Origin of the sequence: Micromonospora chokoriensis (assembly GCF_000718555.1) — a bacterium.
GTDB classification, from domain to species: domain Bacteria; phylum Actinomycetota; class Actinomycetes; order Mycobacteriales; family Micromonosporaceae; genus Micromonospora; species Micromonospora chokoriensis_B.
Map to the genome: position 1 here is coordinate 47,666 of NZ_JOAN01000004.1, position 19,466 is coordinate 67,131.

At 70.6% G+C, this 19,466-nt stretch carries 15 protein-coding genes and 1 riboswitch; of the genes, 5 read left to right on the forward strand and 10 right to left on the reverse strand.

The window, feature by feature from the left end; translation table 11 throughout:
• Positions 1-12 precede the first annotated feature (12 nt).
• Positions 13-148, reverse strand: a riboswitch (cyclic di-AMP (ydaO/yuaA leader).
• 235 nt (positions 149-383) lie between these two features.
• A complete protein-coding gene (locus IF46_RS0107675) occupies positions 384-2,366 on the forward strand; it encodes an N-acetylmuramoyl-L-alanine amidase (RefSeq protein WP_030487583.1) in 1,983 nt (660 codons plus the stop codon).
• Between the two features lie 55 nt (positions 2,367-2,421).
• On the opposite strand, the gene IF46_RS0107680 is transcribed toward IF46_RS0107675, so the two are convergent.
• The 5 genes from IF46_RS0107680 to IF46_RS0107700 all read right to left on the reverse strand — a co-directional run bounded on the left by IF46_RS0107680 (position 2,422) and on the right by IF46_RS0107700 (position 8,642).
• Positions 2,422-3,432, reverse strand: coding sequence for an NlpC/P60 family protein (locus tag IF46_RS0107680; protein ID WP_030487584.1), 1,011 nt, complete (start codon positions 3,430-3,432; stop codon positions 2,422-2,424).
• Between the two features lie 167 nt (positions 3,433-3,599).
• Positions 3,600-4,601, reverse strand: a complete 1,002-nt coding sequence (locus IF46_RS0107685; RefSeq protein ID WP_030487585.1) for a hemolysin family protein — start codon at positions 4,599-4,601, stop codon at positions 3,600-3,602.
• The gene (locus IF46_RS0107690) at positions 4,594-5,919 is read right to left on the reverse strand and encodes a hemolysin family protein (RefSeq protein WP_232233966.1); all 1,326 of its coding nucleotides are present in this window, start codon (positions 5,917-5,919) and stop codon (positions 4,594-4,596) included. The genes IF46_RS0107685 and IF46_RS0107690 overlap by 8 nt, the downstream gene beginning before the upstream one ends.
• A 38-nt stretch (positions 5,920-5,957) precedes the next feature.
• Positions 5,958-8,156: a (Fe-S)-binding protein gene (locus IF46_RS0107695; RefSeq protein ID WP_030487587.1), complete on the reverse strand. Its 2,199-nt coding sequence runs from the start codon at positions 8,154-8,156 to the stop codon at positions 5,958-5,960.
• A 222-nt stretch (positions 8,157-8,378) separates the two neighbouring features.
• On the reverse strand, positions 8,379-8,642 hold the full coding sequence (locus IF46_RS0107700) for a cell division protein CrgA (protein WP_030487588.1): 264 nt from the start codon (positions 8,640-8,642) through the stop codon (positions 8,379-8,381).
• A 221-nt stretch (positions 8,643-8,863) separates the two neighbouring features.
• Here IF46_RS0107700 and IF46_RS0107705 point away from each other — a divergent pair, with 221 nt between their 5' ends.
• Genes IF46_RS0107705 through IF46_RS0107720 form a run of 4 tightly spaced genes read left to right on the forward strand, consistent with a single transcriptional unit; the run spans position 8,864 to position 12,477 of the window.
• A complete protein-coding gene (locus IF46_RS0107705) occupies positions 8,864-9,664 on the forward strand; it encodes a DUF881 domain-containing protein (protein ID WP_030487589.1) in 801 nt (266 codons plus the stop codon).
• Complete coding sequence (locus IF46_RS33645) at positions 9,661-11,538, forward strand: class E sortase (protein WP_084597816.1); 1,878 nt, start codon at positions 9,661-9,663, stop codon at positions 11,536-11,538. The genes IF46_RS0107705 and IF46_RS33645 overlap by 4 nt, the downstream gene beginning before the upstream one ends.
• Positions 11,539-11,542: 4 nt before the next feature.
• Complete coding sequence (locus tag IF46_RS0107715) at positions 11,543-11,824, forward strand: hypothetical protein (RefSeq protein WP_030487591.1); 282 nt, start codon at positions 11,543-11,545, stop codon at positions 11,822-11,824.
• Between the two features lie 2 nt (positions 11,825-11,826).
• Positions 11,827-12,477, forward strand: coding sequence for an aminodeoxychorismate/anthranilate synthase component II (locus IF46_RS0107720; RefSeq protein ID WP_030487592.1), 651 nt, complete (start codon positions 11,827-11,829; stop codon positions 12,475-12,477).
• A 42-nt stretch (positions 12,478-12,519) separates the two neighbouring features.
• Here the strand turns inward: IF46_RS0107720 and IF46_RS0107725 are convergent, their stop codons facing one another.
• Genes IF46_RS0107725 through IF46_RS0107745 form a run of 5 tightly spaced genes read right to left on the reverse strand, consistent with a single transcriptional unit; the run spans position 12,520 to position 19,448 of the window.
• Complete coding sequence (locus IF46_RS0107725) at positions 12,520-13,206, reverse strand: SanA/YdcF family protein (RefSeq protein ID WP_030487593.1); 687 nt, start codon at positions 13,204-13,206, stop codon at positions 12,520-12,522.
• A gap of 21 nt (positions 13,207-13,227) precedes the next feature.
• Positions 13,228-15,048, reverse strand: coding sequence for a Stk1 family PASTA domain-containing Ser/Thr kinase (gene pknB / locus IF46_RS0107730; protein ID WP_030487594.1), 1,821 nt, complete (start codon positions 15,046-15,048; stop codon positions 13,228-13,230).
• Positions 15,045-16,454 (reverse strand): serine/threonine-protein kinase, encoded by a 1,410-nt coding sequence (locus IF46_RS0107735; protein WP_030487595.1) that lies wholly within the window; start codon positions 16,452-16,454, stop codon positions 15,045-15,047. The genes pknB and IF46_RS0107735 overlap by 4 nt, the downstream gene beginning before the upstream one ends.
• Position 16,455: 1 nt before the next feature.
• The gene (locus tag IF46_RS0107740) at positions 16,456-17,961 is read right to left on the reverse strand and encodes a peptidoglycan D,D-transpeptidase FtsI family protein (RefSeq protein ID WP_030487596.1); all 1,506 of its coding nucleotides are present in this window, start codon (positions 17,959-17,961) and stop codon (positions 16,456-16,458) included.
• Positions 17,958-19,448 carry an FtsW/RodA/SpoVE family cell cycle protein gene (locus tag IF46_RS0107745; protein ID WP_030487597.1) on the reverse strand — a complete coding sequence of 497 codons (1,491 nt, stop codon included), beginning with the start codon at positions 19,446-19,448 and terminating at the stop codon, positions 17,958-17,960. The genes IF46_RS0107740 and IF46_RS0107745 overlap by 4 nt, the downstream gene beginning before the upstream one ends.
• Positions 19,449-19,466: the final 18 nt, after the last annotated feature.

Below are 19,466 nucleotides of genomic sequence, written 5' to 3' on the forward strand. Positions count from 1 at the left end.
GGGGTTCCGTACTCCTTCTTCCTGACCGCCTACCGGGTTAGCTGACGGGTTCGGGCGGGAAGTCGGCGCCCTACCGCAATGGCTGCGGATTCACCCCGAGGGACCTGGGTCCCCGGTTCGTTCGGAAACGACTCGGCGGTGTCGGTCCGTTACCGCCCGGGCTGGGCGGAGCTGCTGTCAGGCCGACAAATGACCAGAGTAGAGACGCTCGTTACCGATCCGCAACCCGTGCGGCCGTGACACTCCGTACCGATCGGGCGAGGTCACCGGCCGGGTGTGAAGAATTCTTTCCACACTCTTGTCTATATAGAAAGGTATTGACGCGGACTCCCAAGCGGCGCGATGGTGACCTGACCTCAATCCGCGAGAATCTAGGGGGTTCGATGCACCATCCAACCCTGTCGACCGGCTGGCGCACACTGCTCGCCACCACCGTGGTCGCTGCGGCGACCGCGGTGCCACTCTCCGTCGGCCCGGCCGCCGCCACGCCCACCACCAACCGCCAGCAGCAGTACGCCGCTGCGGCGACCGAGTACGGCGTGCCGACCGTCGTGCTGCTCGGCGTCTCCTACCTGGAGTCGCGCTGGGACAGCAACGCCGGCACAGCGAGCACCAGCGGCGGGTACGGCCCGATGCACCTGACCGACGCCCGGCACGTGGCCGCCCTACCCGAGCGCGGCCACCACGACGCCGGTGCCGAGGACCCGCGCGGCGACGACTCCCGTCCCGCCCGGGTGCCCACGCACCGGCCCGTCGAGGCCCCCGCGCCGTCCACCGCCGCGTTGCAGACCCTGGACGCCGCCGCCACGCTGACCGGTGCCACCCCCGAGGCACTGCGCACCGACGCGGGCGTCAACATCCAGGGTGGGGCCGCGCTGCTGCGCGCGTACCAACGGGATCTGGGTGCGCCGGTCGGCGCGGACACCGACCCGGCGGCCTGGTACGGCGCGGTGGCCCGCTACTCCGGCGCAGACAGCGCCGACGCCGCGGCGGCCTTCGCCGACGAGGTCTTCACCACCATCGGCGCGGGCGAGTCCCGGGTGACCGACGACCGCCAGCGGATCACCCTGCCGGCCCGTGCGGTACGGCCCGAGCGTTCCTGGTTGGACCGGCTGGGCCTGCGCCGCCTGGCCCGCCCGGACGGGGTGGAGTGCCCCCGCACCATCTCCTGCGAGTGGATCCCGGCACCCTACGAGGCGTTCGGCGACGGGGACTACGGCAACCACGACCTCTCCGACCGGCCCGCACGGCAGAAGATCGAATACATCGTCATCCACGACACCGAGGCGAGTTGGGCGACGACCCTGCAACTCGTCCAGGATCCGACCTACGTGAGCTGGCACTACTCGCTGCGCTCGGTCGACGGGCACATCGCCCAGCACGTCAAGACCAAGGACGTCGGCTGGCACGCCGGCAACTGGTACGTCAACGCGAAGTCGATCGGACTGGAACACGAGGGCTTCGCGGCACAGGGGACCTGGTACACGGAGGCGATGTACCGGACCTCGGCGAAGCTGGTCCGGCATCTGGCGCTGCGGCTGGGCATCCCGCTGGACCGCCAGCACATCATCGGCCACGACAACGTGCCCGGCACCGTCGCCTCGACCGTGCCGGGAATGCACTGGGACCCCGGCCCGTACTGGGACTGGACGCACTACTTCGACCTGCTGCACGCGCCTCGGCTGGACACCGGCACGCCGGCCACCGGGCTGGTCCGGATCGACCCGGACTACGCCACCAACCAGCCGGCGTTCACCGGCTGCGTCACGGTGGGCGTGCCGTGCGCGCCGCGCGGATCCTCGGCCGTGGTGCTGCGCAGCGCACCGTCCGCGGACGCGCCGCTGGTCAACGACGTGGCGCTCCGCCCGGACGGCACTCCGAACACGATGGCCGTGTCGGACCACGGGGCCCGGGCCTCCGCCGGGCAGACGTACGCGCTGGCCGGGCGGCAGGGCGACTGGACGGCGATCTGGTACCTCGGCCAGCGGGCCTGGTTCCACAACCCGGCGTCCGCGCCGACCGCCAGCTGGACGGTCGGCGTGGTGGCCACGCCGAAGCCCGGTCGAACCACCATCCCGGTGTACGGACGCGCGTACCCGGAGCAGTCGGCGTACCCGGCCGGGGTGCCCTACCAGACGATCTCGCCGTTGCAGTACACCCTGGCCGCCGGGCAGCGGTACGCCGTCGGCGCGGTGCTGGCCGGCGAGTACTACCGGGCAAGCACGGTCGACGGGTCCTCGCCCGGTGACTGGACGGTGATTCGCGGCAAGAACCGCTACGCGCAGATCCAGTTCGGGCACCGGATCATGTACGTCGACCTAGCCGACGTGCAGCTGTTGCCGTCTCCGCTGGGCGCACCCAGCTGAACAACCATGACGGCCCCCGGTCGGTGACCGGGGGCCGTCATGTCGCGTGCGTGGATCAGGGTCTGCGGAACCCGGCGACGGGCATTGTGTTGATGCTTGCCACCTGGACCGGTTGGCCGGCGCGTGGCGCGTGCACCATCTGGCTGTTGCCCAGATAGAGCCCGACATGACTCAGGCCGGAGTAGAAGAAGACCAGGTCACCCGGGCGGGCGTCGGCTCGCGAGATGGCCTTGCCCTCGTTCCACTGGTCACCGGTGTGGTGGGTGAGGTAGATCCCGGCCGCCTTGTAGGCGTACTGGGTCAGCCCCGAGCAGTCGAACGAGTTCGGGCCGGTGGCGCCCCAGACGTACGGCTTGCCGACCTTGCCGCAGGCGGTCCTGATCGCGGTGCGGGCGGCTGCGCTGACCACTCCGTTGATGGTCGGGCAGGCCGCAGTCACGACAGTGGTCTTGGGCATCGACGCCTCGAGCTGCTTGATCTCGGTGTCGATCTGCTTCTTCTTGGCCGCCAGCTCGTTCTGCTGCCGGGTCTGGGTGGCGATCAGCGTGTCGAGCTTCTGCTTCTCGCCGTCGAACTTGGCCCGGACGGCCAGCACGCCCTCGATCTCCTTGTGCTCCTTCGCGGCCAGCCGGTCGAGCATGGTGAGCTGCTCGGTGAGCGTGTCCGGCTTGGCGCTGACCAGCAGCGCGCCGAGTTCGTGCGACGGGCCCGAGATGTAGTAACGGGAGGCGAGGTCACCGACCCGGGTGAGCGCCATCTCGCTCTGCAGCGCCAGCGGCTCGATCTTCTTTTGCAGGTCCGCCGACTTCTGCCGGTTGACCTTCAACTGCGCCCGAACCTTGTTGTACTGCTCGATGGTGGGCTCCAACTGCTCCCACTTCTTGTCGATCTGTGCCTCGATCTCGTCGACCGAGGGCTCGGCGTGGGCCGGCGCGGCCAGCAGACCAGCGCCGACCGCTGCGGCGGCGACCAGGACCAGCAGACGCTGGGCGGCGCGACGCAGACCACCTGACCGAGCAGAAGCATTCAGGTCGTGGCGATGAGGGGGCATGGTTGCCACCGGCACCGACTCCTTTGCAACCGACCGCCGGGCGCCTCGCGTGAGGGAAGGGCCGAGGCAGACGACCCACAGCGGTCGGAGCACAACATTAGGGAAGCTTGGAGCGGTTATCAAGGCGAGTGCAATAACCATCACTGTCGTGCAACAGCTTGCACACAATGGGTATTGGTCTATCAACCAACGATTGCAGTCAATACATCGTCAAGTGTGACCACACCGAGAGGCCGCCGGCCATCGCTGACCAGCACCATGTGCCGCCGCTCGCGGCGCATGGCCAGCAGCAGATCGGCAAGCGTACGCTCCGGCGGCACCACCGCCAGCGGCCGGTAGACCTGCTCCGGCACCGGGGACCGACGACCCGGCCCGGCGTACCCGAGCACGTCCTTGACGTGCACAAATCCGAGCACCCGACGGGTCGATCGCTGCACCACCGGGAACCGGGACCGGCCGGTCCGGGTCGCCAGCACCTCAAGCGACGCCGGCGAGACGTCCTCGGCCACCGTCACCACCGTCGACCAGGGTTGCAGCGCGTCCGCCGCCGTCCGCGCGTGCAGGGCCAGCGCGCCCGTGATCCGCGCGTGCTGCTCCGCGTCGAGCAGCCCCTCGGTCCGCGCCTGGGAGACCAACCCGGCCAACTCCTCGGCGGTGAACACCGTCTTCACCGCCTCGGACGCCTCGATCCGCCAGAACGCGAGCACCCGCCGGGCCGCCCATTTCATCGCGAGCAACAACGGTTTGGTGGCCACACAGAACGCCAGCATCGCCGGGCCGAGCCAGAGCGCGGAGACCTCCGGACCGGCCAGCGTGATGTTCTTCGGCACCATCTCGCCGACGACCGTGTGCAAGAAGACCACCACGCCCAGGGCCAGCACGAACGCCACCGGGTGCACCGCCCGCTCGGGCAGGCCAGCCGCGTGGAACGGCGGCTCCAGCAGGTGAGCCAGGGCCGGCTCGGCGATCGCGCCCAGACCCAACGAGCAGACCGTGATGCCGAGCTGCGCGCCAGCGATCATCAACGGGATCTGGTTCATCGCCGACAACGCCCAGCGGGCCCGCTTCGAGCCGGCGGCCAGCGGCTCGATCACCGTCCGGCGGGACGCGATGAGCGCGAACTCGCTGCCCACGAAGAACCCGTTGCCGAGCAGCAGCAGCACGGTCACCAGCAGCTCAGTCATCGTCGTCCGGTTCCGCCGGGCGCAACACCCGGACCTGCTCGATCCGGTGCCGCTCCACCTCGACCACGGTGAACTCCCAGCCGTCCGCCTCGACCGCCTCGCCAGCCAGCGGGATGTGCCCGAGCCGGGCCATCAGGAACCCGGCCAGGGTCTCGTACGGCCCCTCGGGCAGCCGGAAGCCGGTCTGCTCGGCCAACTCGTCGGAGCGGAGCACACCGTCGACCAGCACGGTGCGCTCACCGCCGGGCACCGTCAGCTCGACCGGCCCGGTGTCGTCCACGCTCGCCGGGTCGAACTCGTCGGCGATCTCTCCGACCAGCTCCTCGACCAGGTCCTCGATCGTCACCACGCCGTCCGTGCCGCCATACTCGTCGACAACGATGGCCAGGTCGGCCCCGGCCGCCTTCAGCGCCGCCAGGACGCCGTCCAGGTTCAGGCTCTCCGGCACGTACACCGGCTCGCGGGCCACCGAGCCGACAATTGTCGACGCCCGGTCAGCAAGCGGCACACCCAGCGCGTCGGGCACGCCGGCCACGCCGGTCACCAGGTCCAGGGTCTCCTCGTACACGGGAAACCGGGTGCGCCCGGTCCGCCGCGACTCCTCCAGCAGCTCGGCCACGGTGGCCGTGGCGCGCAGCGCCATCACGTCCACCCGGGGGGTCATCGCCTCCGCGGCCCGCTTGTCACCGAAGCGGATGGTGCGACGCAGCAGCATGGCGGTGTCCGTCGGCAGCGCGCCGGCGCGCGCCGAGATGGCGGCAAGTAGGCCCAACTCCTCCGGCGAGCGGGCGCTGGCCAGCTCCTCCTGCGGCTGGACGCCCAACGCCCGGACCAACCGGTTCGCCGAGCCGTTGAGCCCTCGGATCAGCCAGCCGAACGTCCGCGAGAAGGTGTGCATCGGGCCGGCCGTGGCCAGCGCCGCCGGCATGGGTCGAGCCAGCGCCGCGTTCTTCGGCACCAACTCGCCGAAGAGCATGGAGATCAGCGTGGCCAGGGCCAACGCGAGGAACGGGGTGTACCGCTCGGTGCTGTCCCCAACCAGCGGGCGCAACAGCGGGGCGAAGAGCCGGGCCAGGGCCGGCTCGGCCAGGTAGCCGGTGAGCAGCGCGGTGATGGTGATGCCGAGCTGCGCCCCGGAGAGCTGGAAGGAGAGTTCGCGCAATGCTGTGCGTACCGTCAGGGCGGCTTGGTCGCCGGCGGCGGCCCGCCTGTCGATCTCCGCGCGGTCGACCGTTACCAGGGCGAACTCGGCCGCGACGAAGAACGCGTTGCCCGCGGTCAGCGCTACGAAGCCGACCAGGGGCAACAGCGTCGTCAAGAGTAGGCCGTCGATGTTCAAAACCCAGGTGTACGCGCTCAGCCGCCGATCGGCGCGGTCTCCTTGCCGCCCTGCGGCTGCTCGGGCTTGACCGAACGGAGCAGCACGGTCGCCACGTCGATCACCTCGACCTGCTCGCCGGCACCCTTACCGTTTACGCCGTCGCTGAGCATCGTCGAGCAGAACGGGCAGCCGACCGCGACCGTCTTCGCCCCGGTGGCCATGGCCTCCTCGACCCGGTCCACGTTGATCCGCTTGCCGATCTTCTCTTCCATCCACATCCGGGCGCCGCCAGCACCGCAGCAGAAGGAGCGCTCGCTGTTGCGTGGCATCTCGGTGAGGTCGCCCTCGATGGCGTCCCCAAGGACCTCACGGGGGGCCGCGAAGACCCGGTTGTGCCGACCCAGGTAGCAGGGGTCGTGGTAGGTGACGCCTCCGTCGACCGGCTGCACTGGCGTGAGCTTGCCGGTGGCGACCAGGTGCGCGAGCAGTTGGGTGTGGTGGACCACCTCGAACTCCCCGCCGAGCTGGCCGTACTCGTTGCCCAGGGTGTTGAAGCAGTGCGGGCAGGTCGCGACGATCTTGCGCTTGGCCTTGTCCCGACCCTCGAACGCCTCGTTGAGCGTCTCCACGTTCTGCTGGGCCAGCATCTGGAAGACGAACTCGTTGCCGATCCGTCGCGCCGGGTCACCGGAGCAGGTCTCGCCCTCGCCCAGGATCGCGAACTTCACGCCCGCCTCGTTGAGCAGCGTGGCCACCGCGCGGGTGGTCTTCTTGGCTCGGTCCTCGAACGCGCCGGCGCAGCCGACCCAGAACAGGTACTCGAAGTCGTCCACCTCGCCGACCCGGGGCACCTCGAAGTCCAGGCCCTTGGTCCAGTCCTCGCGGGTGTTCTGCGGGGCGCCCCACGGGTTGCCCTTGTTCTCCAGGTTGCGCAGCATCACCCCGGCCTCGGAGGGGAAGCTCGACTCGATCAGCACCTGGTAGCGACGCATGTCGACGATGTGGTCGACGTGCTCGATGTCGACCGGGCACTGCTCGACGCAGGCGCCGCAGGTGGTGCAGGACCAGAGCACGTCCGGGTCGATGACACCGCCCTCCTCGGCGGTGCCGATCAACGGCTTGTCGGCCTCGGCGAGGGCAAGCACGTCCAGGTGGGCGAGCTGCGCCTGGGTGGCCTTCTCCTCGCCGGTCAGGTCCTTGCCGCCGCCGGCCAGCAGGTAGGGCGCCTTGGCGTACGCGTGGTCGCGCAGGCTCAGGATGAGCAGCTTGGGCGACAGGGGCTTGCCGGTGTTCCAGGCCGGGCACTGCGACTGGCAGCGACCGCACTCGGTACAGGTACTGAAGTCCAGGAGGCCCTTCCAGCTGAACTGCTCGACGTGGGCGACGCCGAACTGGTCCTTCTCCGGGTCGGCCTCCTCGAAGTCGAGCGGCTTGCCCTGGCTCGTCATCGGGCGCAGCGCGCCGAGACCGGAGCCGGCCGGCTTGGCTGGCTCCCGCTTGAAGAAGATGTTGGGGAACGCCAGGAAGCGGTGCCAGGCGACGCCCATGGTGACGTTCAGGGAGATGACGATCAGCCACGTCATCGAAATAACGATCTTGATGGCTGCGGCGACGCTGACGCCGTCCGCCCAGTCGGGCAGCACCGCACCGACCGCGTGACTGACCGGGGTGGCCCAGAACGGGAACTCGAAGTGGTCGGTGGCGACCTTGAAGCCCCGGATCACGAAGCCGAAGATCAGGACCAGCAGCACGATCCACTCGACGAAGTAGCCCTGCCACATGGTCGAGCCGGTGAACCGGGATCGCCCTCCTGGGCGGGTCGGCCGGTTGCGGAGCCGGATCGCCATCAGCACCAGGATGCCGACCAGACCCAGCACCCCGATGATCTCGGTGACCAGGCCGAAGATCGTCCAGTGCCCGATGATCGGCAGGCCACCGTCGGTGGTGACGACCTCGAAGTACGCCTCAAGCACCAGCAGCGACAGCACGACGAAGCCGACCATCACGAACCAGTGCGCGGCGCCCACCACGCCCCACTTGAGCATCCGGGTGTGGCCGGCCGTCTCCACCAACATGGTCTTGGCGCGGGCGACCTTGTCGGTGAACCGCTCCGGCGCGGGCTGACCGAGCCGGATGACTGCCACCATCTTCAGGACCGCACGCACCGCAAGCCACACCGCCACGGCGGTGATGGCGGCCGCGAGGATCGTGGTGACGATCTGGACGCTGCCCATCGAGTTGGCCTCCCCGGTCTGCTGCCTGATGACCTCGCTCTGCTCGGTCATGCAGTGCAGCCTACGCGAAGGTTACCCAGCAGTAACGTGAGTCATCTCGCAGTAGGCCACGCTGCCTGCGGACACCATAGGGGGCCCCGCCCGATCCTGCCGGGCAGGGCTCGACGGAGTGACGGACGGAGTGACGCTAGACCGCCGACGCGACGGTCGAGTCGGGTCGGCTCAGCGCCAGCGGGAGAGCAGCCCCAGCGAGGCGACCATCATTCCGAAGCCAACGGCGAGGTTCCAGTAACCCCACGCCATGACCGGGTACTCCTGCTCGGACAGGTAGTAGAGCACCAGCCAGCCGATCCCGACGACGATCAAGGCGACCGCAGTGATCGGCAACCACACCGGGCTAGGCTTGCGCGACGATGACGTCGTCGTCGGACGGACGTCCGTCGGCGGCGTGTACACCTTCTTCTTACGGACCTGAGACTTGGGCACGGCGCTCTCCAGAGGGGTGACGACCTCGTCCGGCCTGACAACCGGGCGCGGAGGCGACGGTCCATGGCCAATAATGTTCGACAGCTAGCGTAGTCCCGATTGCCCGTCCGGACCACGAATGGGGTCAGGCCGGTGCACGGAGTGACCGAAACAGGCGGGACTGTTCGCTTCACCGGCCCCGCCGGCACGGCCTGATCCCCGACACGCGGAAGGAACGCTCGGTGGAGTACACATCCGGCGCAACCTCCTGGCAGAAGGTCCTCCGACGGGCCGCCGCCGGGTTGCTGCCCCGGCGACCGCGTCAACGCCGTCCGGGCTGGTCGATCGGGGTGCCGCTGATCGCCGCGGCGGCCGGGTTGCTCTTCACCACCACCGCGACCACCGCAGGCGGCACCGCCCTGCGCGAAGACCGGCGACCCCAGCTCAACCAGCTCATCGAGGACCGACGCGAACAGGTGGCGGCCAGCGAGCGTCGCGCCGCCACGCTGCGCGACGAGGTCGAGCAGCGGACCAACACCCTCGCCGGCTCGGACGTCCCGATCAAGGATCAGCAGAATCGCGCCCAGGGCAGCGTCCAGGCCGCCGGGTTCACCGCCCTCAGCGGGTCGGGGGTCACGGTCGAGTTGAACGACGCGCCACAGCTCGACCAGACGCAGTCGGACGCCAGCAACGATGACCTGGTGGTGCACCAGGGAGACGTCCAAGCGGTGGTCAACGCGCTGTGGGCCGGCGGGGCCGAAGCCATGTCAATCATGAATGTCCGCGTGCTCACTACCAGCGCGGTACGCTGCGTCGGTAACACCCTGCTACTTCATGGTCGGGTGTACTCCCCACCGTTCAAGATCGTAGCGATCGGCGATCCCGCTGCCCTCCAGCAGGCCCTCGCCAGCTCTGAGGGAGTCCGGTTGTTCAAGGACGCGGTCGACGACTACCAGCTCGGCTACAAGGAGACGGCCTCCACGGTGCGAGTTCCCGCATTCGAGGATTCCACCGCCCTGCGCTCGGCTACGGTGCCCAGATGAGCGGGCCGGACGAGCGTCGCGACGGGCGACACCGCAACCAGAGCGACGAGCTGACCGACTTCCTGCCCAAGGTCGACCGGCCCGAGTCGGCACCCGCCCGGCCGACCCCGGCCAGCAACTGGCCCGAGCCGGTGCTGCCCGCACGGCCCGGCACGGCGCGACCACCGGCCACCCCGGAGCCTCCCCGCACGCCGGAGCCTCCCCGGGCTGCTCAACCTCCTCGGGCGACTGAACCGGCCCGGGCTGCTGAGCCTCCCCGAACGGCCGAGCCTGCGGGCTTGCCGCACCCGACGCGGCCGAACGCCGGCCAAGCGGAGCCGACGGGCCGCCCGGCCGTCGAAGCTCCGCCACCCTGGCCGGGCGCCGCCGCAGCGTTCCCGGGTGCCGCCGCAGCGTTCCCGGGTGCCGCCGCAGCGTTCCGGGTGAGCCCGCACGGCGTTCCCCCCGCGTCCACCCCGGGCCGACCGACCGCCACCAGCCAGGGCCCGGATCGGCCCGCTGCCCCCGGCAACGCCCCGACCCGACCCCCCACGCCCGGTGCCGCCCCCAGCCGGCCAACCACGCCGAGCGCCGCGCCGACCCACCCGCCGAGCGCCGCGCCGACCCACCCGCCGACCGCCCCGACCCGGCCAGCCGCGCCGACCCACCCGCCGGCCGCCGCAATCCCGCCCGGTGTCGCCCCCGCCCGGCCAGCCACGCCGAGCGCCGCGCCGACCCAACCGCCGGCCGCCCCGACCCGCCCGGCTACGCCCGGGGGGTCGCCGATGCCGACCCGGCCGACGGCCTCCGACACTCCGAGCTGGCCCCCTTCGCCCATCCCCTCGACCCCGCCGGTGGCCGACTCTCCGACCGCGTACATCCCGCAGGTCTCCGCTCGGCCCACGGGCCCCACCGGCTCCCCGGCCACCCCGGTCTCACCGGCTGGCCCTGACCGCGTCGCAGCGGACGGGCCGGAGGGCTTCGCGGCGAGCGGGCTGGGCCGCGTCCCGCCGACCGCTGGATGGGATCGCTACGCGGACCCGTCCACCACCGCGCTGATGGGTGCCGTCCCCCGCACGCCGGCCCCCGAGCAGACGACCGGCGACAACCCCGCCGACCCTCCCGAGCCCAGACGCGGCGAACGGGTGATCCAACTCCGGCCGCACCAGACCGGCGAGGGCTACAAGAGCGTCTACTCCGAGCTCACCCGCCCGTCGTTCGGCTCACGGCTGCGCACCGGCGTCCGCGTCACCGGTGAGATCCTGATCACCTTCGGCCTGGTGGTCCTCCTCTTCGCCGGCTACGAGGTCTGGGGCAAGTCGGCCATCGTCGACGCCCACCAGAACGAGCTCACCGATCAACTGGCGCAGGAGTGGGCCCCGACCGACGACCCGACTGTCGTTCCGTCGGCGGGCCCGAGCGTCAAACCGTCCCCGCCGGTGCGCGGCAAGCCGCTCGCGGGCCTCTACATCCCCAAGCTCGACAAGAACTGGGTCGTCGTCGAGGGCGTGGCGCAGGAGGACATCCGCTTCGCCCCGGGCCACTACCCGACCAGCGCGCTCCCCGGCCAGGTGGGCAACTTCTCCGTCGCCGGCCACCGCAACCGGGCCACCTTCTGGAGCCTGGACGAGCTGGGTGACGGCGACCCGATCGTGGTCGAGAGCAAGACCGACTGGTACGTCTATCGGGTGTCGGAGTCGCGGATCGTCAAGCCGACGCAGGTCGAGGTGGTGGCACCGGTGCCCGGCGAGCCGGACAAGAAGCCGACCAAGCGGATGCTCACCCTCACCACGTGCAACCCGAAGTTCGACAACTACCAGCGCCTGATCATCCACGCCGAGCTGGACCGCACCCAACCCAAGTCCGCGGGCCGCCCGGCGGAGCTGGGAGGCTGACCCGATGTACGCGTTCATTTGGCGCAGGCTGCCGTTCGGCCTGGCCGGAAAGCTGACCGGCTCGGTGATGCTGGTGGCCGCCACGGTGGCCCTGCTGTGGTATTTCGCCTTCCCATGGGCCGAGCCCTTGCTGCCCTTCGACGACGTGCAGGTCGAGTCCGGCGTACCCGCCGAGACCGGTGGCGGCGGCGAGCCGGTGACCGGGGAGACCCCGACCGGCGACGAGCACGAGCTGCCGTACGACACCGACCAGAACAACCCAGCGCCTCCCTCCCCGAGCAGGTGACCATGCGCGTCCTGGTGATCGACAATTACGACTCCTTCGTCTTCAACCTGGTGCAATACCTGGGCCAGCTCGGCGTGGACTGCGAGGTCCGCCGCAACGACGAGATCGACGTCGCCGAGGTGGGCACGGTTGGCGCGGACGGCATCCTGCTGTCGCCCGGGCCGGGCAGCCCCGACCGGGCCGGCATCTGCCTGGACGTCATTCGGGAGTACGCGGGCAAGCTGCCGATCTTCGGGGTCTGCCTCGGCCACCAGGCGATCGGCGAAGCCTTCGGGGCGACCGTGACGCGCGCACCTGAGCTGCTGCACGGCAAGACCTCCGAGGTACGGCACAACTCGGTCGGTGTGCTCGCCGGTCTGCCCGACCCGTTCACCGCCACCCGGTACCACTCACTCGCCGTGCTGCCCGAGACGCTCCCGGACGAGCTGGAGGTCACCGGCTGGACCGGCTCCGGCGTGGTGATGGCGATGCGGCACCGGACGCTGCCCATCGAAGGCGTCCAGTTCCACCCGGAGTCGGTGCTCACCGAGGGGGGTCACCTGATGCTTGCCAACTGGCTGGCCAGTTGCGGTCACCCGGATGCGCTGGAACGCGCACCCGCGCTCGCCGCCGAGGTCGATGCCCGTCGTCGCGCGGCCTTCGCCACCGCCTGAGACCAGACCGCCGGTGGTAGCCCGGGGGCGGGAGCCGGTCGCTCAGCGCCGCAGCGCCTCCTGGATCGCGGGATCCGCAGGCGAGCGCACCGCGGGCGGTCGGCTTCGGACCGCGTCCCACGCCGCCTTGCCGCTGGCGAAGTAGTCCCGGACCGACTTCTCGGCGAGCAGGGCGGCGCCGCAACCGTCACAGCGGGCCACCACCCCGTCGACGTCGAGGCCGAGGTGCCGGCACAGCGTCACCGCCCGGGACAGGTGGTAGGACTGGGTGACGATCAGGGCCCGCTCGACGCCGTACACCTCGCGTGCTCGCGCGCAAGTGTCGTAGGTGTCCAGGCCGAACGGGTCGGCCACCACCCGACCCGGGTCGACACCGCGCTCGGCGAGGTACGTCGTCATCACCGCCGGCTCGTCGCCCGACGCGCCGCCGCCGTCACCCGACACGAGGACGACCTTGGCCCGCCCGCTGGTCACCAACTCGGCGGCGGTGTCCAGGCGGCCGGCGAGCCGGTCCCCCGGCCGCTGCCGATCGGCTGCCACCTCGGTGCCGAGGACGATCACCACGTCGGCGGTCGGCGCATCGGCCTCGGCGTAGACGTGGCCGCGTGCCGCGAGCATCGTCCAGAGCCACGGGGCGCTGGCGAGCACCAGCACGACGAGGCCAAGGACGGCCAGGCGGCGGAGGCGGCGGGGCCACCGCCGCACCGAGGGCACTTCCACGTCAGTCATGTCAGTGCCCTCGGTTGTGGCCTAGTCCTGAGAAGGCCGACTCGGCGGGGGCGGGAACGGCAGGCCGAGGCCGCCCCCAGTGCCAGGAGAGGTCGGTGTGCCCGTCGGCGTGCCGGTCGGCGTCACGGTGGGCGTCGGGTCGACCACCGGCTCGGGAATGCCGATCTCGATGGTGACCGTCTTGTCCTTGGCGAGTTCGGTGCCCGGTGCCGGGTTCTGCTTCTCGACCCGCCCGGCACGATCGGCTGGCACCTCGTCACCGTCGCGGAACGAGACCTTGTAGCCCGCCTCGCGAAGCTCCCGGGCAGCCTCGTCCTTGGTGGAGTTGAGCACGTTGGGCACCTTGCTGACGTTGCCCCGGGAGACCTCGACGACCACCTTGCTGTCCTGCGGGAGGGTCGTCCCCGACGGCGGGGTCAGCTTGGTGACGATCCCCTCCTGCGCGGGGTTGTCGACCTTCTTCTCCTCGACCTTCAACCCCAGGCGCTCGAGCTGGGGCTTCACGTTGTCAATCTGAGAGTTGACCAGGCCAGGGGGGATCGTCACATCCGGCTTGCCGCCACAGATCTGGAGGGTCACCGTGCTTAGCGGCTTCAGCGTTGTGCCCGGAGCAGGATTCTGCTGGGCAACGGTGCCCTTGGTGCAGTCGTTCGTCAGGACCGGGTCGCCCACCTGCGGCTTGAATCCCAGGTTGGTGATCTCGGCGATCGCCACGTCCCGGGTCTTGCCGGCGAGGGTGGGCACCGACTTCAGGTCCTTGTCTTTCTGCTGACTCCACAGCAGGGCGGCGACCAGGGCGATCACCGCCAGCACGCCGACCGCGCTGAACGTCGCGATCAGCCAGGAGGACGCCTTGCGTTGACGCGGGTCGCCCACCCGGGCCGGGATCTGCCGGGTCTGCTGCCCACCGGCGGGTGGCGGATAGCCGCCCCCACCGCCGGCCGGGCCCATCGCCACCGTCTCCGCCTCGCGCAGCACCGGAGTGGCCAGCACGGGCCGGCCGGCGGCGGCGCGGAGCAGGTCGGCACGCATTTCACCGGCGCTCTGGTAGCGGTTGAGCGGGTTCTTCGACAGCGCCTTGAGCACGATCGCATCGATGGCCGGGGTGACGTCCGGGTTGATGTCGCTCGGCGTCGGCGGCGTCTCCCGTACGTGCTGGTACGCCACGCTGACCGGGCTGTCTCCGACGAACGGCGGGTGCCCGCAGACCAGCTCGAAGAGCACGCAGCCGGCCGCGTACACATCGGAGCGTGCGTCGACGGCCTCGCCACGGGCCTGCTCCGGGGAGAGATATTGGGCCGTGCCGATCACCGCGCTGGTCTGCGTCATGGTGGTCGCACCGCTGGCCAGCGCGCGGGCGATGCCGAAGTCCATCACCTTGACCTGGCCGGTCTGGGTGAGCATCACGTTGCCGGGCTTGATGTCCCGGTGGATGATGCCGTGCCGGTGGCTGAACTCCAGAGCGGCACACATGTCAGCGCAGATCTCCAGCGCCCGGCGAGGCTGTAGCCGCCCCTCGGCGCCGAGGACCTCCTTCAAGGTCCGCCCGTTGACGAACTCCATGACGATGAACGGCAGCGTCTCGCCGGTCGGCGCGGTCTCCTCGCCGGTGTCGTAGACCGCCACGATCGCCGGGTGGTTGAGCGAGGCAGCGTTCTGCGCCTCCCGACGGAACCGCATCTGGAACGTCGCGTCCCGGGCAAGGTCGGTGCGGAGCATCTTGATCGCGACGTCCCGACCGAGCCGGAGATCGCGACCACGGTGCACCTCGGCCATGCCGCCATAGCCGAGCAGCTCGCCGACCTGGTACCTGCCACCGAGCAGGCGGGCCTGCGCTGTCATCGCGTCTGTCGTCCTTCGCTCGTCGTCGTCCGGCCGTCGCCCGGCTGGACTCGTACCTCCCGACGGTACGACGTCCGGGCCGGATCGTCGCTCCTGTCGAGTCGTAGCGCGCCGGACGCCACGGTGCGCGGCGTCAGCCCGGCGGATCCGCCAGCCTGCGACTGCTTCCGTAGGTTGTAGGAAATCACGCCGGAGCAGAGCAGGACCAGCACGGCCAGCAGGATGGCGAGGAGCACCATTCCGGGCCGGGACCGCTGGGGCTCGGGTGCTGGCACCGCCGGGCCGGCCTGCCGGGCGTACGCCGGGGGGTGTTCCTGCCGGGACGGCCCGGACGGCACCGCTGCGGCGCCGCGCGGATAGCCGTTCGGTGCGACCTGCTGCCGGGGCGGCTGGACGGCCGGCGCGACGGCGGTGGGTCGTGGCTGCTGGGCCGGCGCGATCGCGGTCGGTCTCGGCCCGGCCACCGGCGGTCGGGCGCCCGGCGGACGCATCTGGTGCGCCTGCGGCACCTGGGCCCGGCCGGGCGCGGCGGGTGAGGCCGGCGCAGCGGAGACCGGCCCGGAGTTGCCGCCGGCCCGAGCCTGCTGGGAGAGCGTGGCCTTGAGCTGACGGGCGACCCCGGCGAGTGCGGCGGCGCTCGGCCAACGGGCGGCCGGGTCCTTGGCCAACGCCCGTTCCACCAGTGCGCGCACCTGCGGGGGGATGTCCGCCGGCAGCGGCCGGGGCGTCTCCCGGACGTGCCGCATCGCGATGTCGAGAGGGTTGTCGCCTTCGAACGGCCGCCGACCGGCGAGGCACTGGTAGGCGACCACGCCGAGGGCGTACACGTCGGACGCCGGTGTGGCGACGCCGCCGGTGGCCTGCTCCGGCGAGATGTACGAGGCGGTGCCGAGCACCGAACCGGCAGCGGTGAGCTGGCCGACCATGTCGGAGCGGGCGATGCCGAAGTCGGTCAGCACCAGCGTGCCGTTCGGCCGGACCAGCAGGTTGCCCGGCTTCACGTCGCGGTGCACGATGCCCTTCTCGTGCGCGGCGTGCAGCGCGTCGGCGGCCTGCGCGACGAGGGCCATCGTCCGGGCCGGGGTGAGCCGGCCGACCCGGCTCAGCGTCGACGACAGGGCGTCACCCTCGATGTACTCCATGACGAGGAAGGCGATCTGCTGGTCGTTGCCGAAGTCGTAGACGTCCACCACACCGGGATGGTTGATGGTGGCCATGGTGCGGGCCTCGCCGCGGAACCGTTCGCCGAAGTCCGGGTCGTCGAGCAGCGCGGGGAGCAGGCTCTTCACCGCGACCGTCCGGCCGAGCACCTGGTCGGTGCCGCGCCAGACGTCGCCCATGCCGCCGCTGGCGATCCGCTCGTCGAGACGGTAGCGGTTGCCGAGCTGGACGCCGGGGCTGAGCATGTCAACGACCCCCTGGGTCGGCGATGGCGGCCCGCATGATCTGGCCGGCGATCCGGGCCGCCTCAGCGCTGCCGCCGGGGCCAGCCTGCTCAAGCATCACGCAGACCGCCGAGATGGGGTTGCGGTTCTTGTCCAGTACGAAACCGATGAACCAACCGTGGTCGGGCCGATCCGGGGCGGACTGGGCGGTGCCGGTCTTGCCGCCGACCGTGTAGCCACTGATCGCGGCCTTCTTGCCGGTGCCGTCCTGGACCACGCTGACCATCATCTCGCGCAGATCGGCGGCGACCTGCGGGCTGACGGGCTGACGCAGCTCGCGCGCATTCGCGGTGTAGTAGCTGGTGGTCCGGTCCGGGGCGAGCAGCTGCCGCACCAGGTACGGCCGCATCTGGCTGCCGTCGTGGGCGACCGCGCTGGCGATCATGGCGCCTTCGAGCGGGGTCATCCGGACGTTGTTCTGGCCGATCGAGGACTGCGCCAGGGCCGCCGGGTCGGTGCTGCCGTCCGGGTTCTGCATGTCCCCGGTCCGGCTGGCCTCCGTGCGCAGGCCGCCCTCGCCGAGGTGGCCGACGGTCAGGTCCTCCTGCTCGAAGCCGAACTGCCGGGCCTTCTCCTTGATGGTGTCGGCGCCGAGCCGCACGCCGAGTTGGGCGAAGCCGGTGTTGCACGACTCGGTGACCGCGTCCATCAGGGTGACCTGCCGCTCCGGGCAGATCGACGGTACGGCGTTGCGGATCGGGGTGCCCGAGGTGGGCGCGGTGTAGCTAGGGCCGGCCGGGATCTGGGTCGATTTGGTGACGCCATTCTCCAGGGCCGCCGCAGCCACCACGATCTTGAAAGTGGAGCCCGGCGGCAGCGTCTCGGAGAGCGCGCGGTTCTTCAGCGGGCCGTCCGGGTCCTGTTCCAGCTTGGCGTAATCCGTCGCCGCGGCGCTGGTGTCGTGGCTGGCCAGCGGGTTCGGATCGAAGCTGGGCATGGAGACCAGCGCCTGGATGGCACCGGTACGCGGGTCGATGGCGATCGCCGCACCCCGCTTCGCCCCGACCTGGTTGTTGCGCAGCTGGTCGTACGCCACGTCCTGCGCTCGCTTCGAGAGCGTGAGCAGCACGTTGCCGCCGCCGGTGTCGTCGCCGGTGAACATGTCCTTCAACCGGTCACCGATCAGCTGGTCGCTGGTGCCGGCCAGGAAGTCGTTCTCCAGCCGCTCGATGCCCTGGTCGGCCAGGTTGACCGGCTTGTAGCCGAGCACGTGGGCGTACTTGGCGCCACCGGGATAGCTGCGCTGGAACTTCAGCTTGCCGGTGGTCTCCTTGCTGGTGGCCAGCGCGGTGCCGCCAGCCTCGATGTTGCCGCGCTTGCGCTTGTAATCGGCAACCTGGACCCGACCGTTGTAGTCGCTGGAGCGGTACTCGTCGTCCTTGTAGGCCTGGATCCAGTTGAGGTTCGCGAAGAGCAGACCGAACAGGACCATGACGACGACTCCGACGCGGCGCAGGGGTGCGTTCACGGCTTGATCACCTCCGTGAGGGCACCATGCAGCTGCTCGGGTGGGCCACCGCTGGGCCGAGCGGCCTTACCGCCGGCCCCGGTGACTGGTCGACGAGCACCGTCGGAGACCCGCAGCAGCACCGCGATGAGCAGCCAGTTGGCCATCAGCGACGAACCACCGGCGGACAGGAACGGGGTGGTCTGACCGGTCAGCGGGATGAGCCCGCTGATACCACCGACGATCACGAAGACCTGGAGGCCGAGGGTGAACGCGAGGCCACCGGCGAGCAGCTTGCCGAACGAGTCCCGTACCGCGAGCGCGGCGCGCAGCCCCCGCTCCACGATGAGCAGGTAGACGACAAGCAGTGCGGAGAGCCCGAAGAGACCGATCTCCTCACCGATGCCGGCGAAGATGAAGTCGTTCTCCACCTCGGGGAGGATCTCCGGCTGACCGCCGCCCGGCCCGGCGCCGAAGAGCCCGCCCGTGCCCAGGGCGAGCAGCCCTTGCACGAGTTGGTAGCCCTTGTCGGTCGGGTCGGCGAACGGATCCAGCCAGATCTCCGCGCGCAGGTAGAAGTTGGCGAACGGCCCACCGACCGTCGAGCCGAGGAAGTAGGCGAGGTACGCACCGCCGAAGAAGAGGACCAGGCCGATCAGCAGCCAACTGACCCGTTCGGTGGCGATGTAGAGCGTCACCACGAACATGCCGAAGTAGAGCAGCGACGTGCCCAGGTCCTTCTCGAACACGAGCACCAGGAGGCTGATCAGCCAGACGCCGACCACCGGCCCGAGGTCTCGCCCGCGCGGGAAGTCGATGCCGAGGAAGCGTCGGCTCGCCAGTGACAGCACCTCGCGCTTGCGCACCAGGTAGTAGGCGAAGAAGACAAGCAGCGCCAGCTTGGCGAACTCACCCGGCTGGATGGAGACGCTGCCGAACTGGATCCACAGCTTGGCGCCGTTGCGCTCGGAGATGCTCGCCGGCAGCACCGCCGGGAGCATCACCAGCACGATGCCGCCCAACCCCAGGGTGTACGCGTAACGGGAGATTGAGCGGTGGTCACGCATGATGGCGAGCAGGGCGGCGGCGAGGATCACCGCGCCGAGCGTCCAGGCCAACTGCCGGCCGCCGACACCGGCGAAGATGGCCAGACTCTCCCGGTCGGCCACGGGCGCCTCGCCCAGGTCGAACCGGCGCAGGAAGCCCACCCCGAGCCCGTTGAGCAGGGCCACCGCCGGCAGCAGAGCCGGGTCGGCGAACGGGGCGAGGAACCGGATGACCAGGTGCAGCCCGAGGAACACCGCACCGAGCGCGGCGGCGGGCATCCAGAAGTCCGGGGTGACCGTGTCCAGCAGGTTCGCCTCGACGGTCGCCCCGTACGCGGCCACCAGCACCATCGCGAGCAGCAGTAGGGACAGTTCGGCGTTGCGGCGCGACCGCGCCAGGCGTACGCCGGATTGCTCGCCCGCGGTGGCGGGCGAGGGTGCCGGTGTGGCCGCTGCGGTCACGGGTGGGGTCCTCAGGAT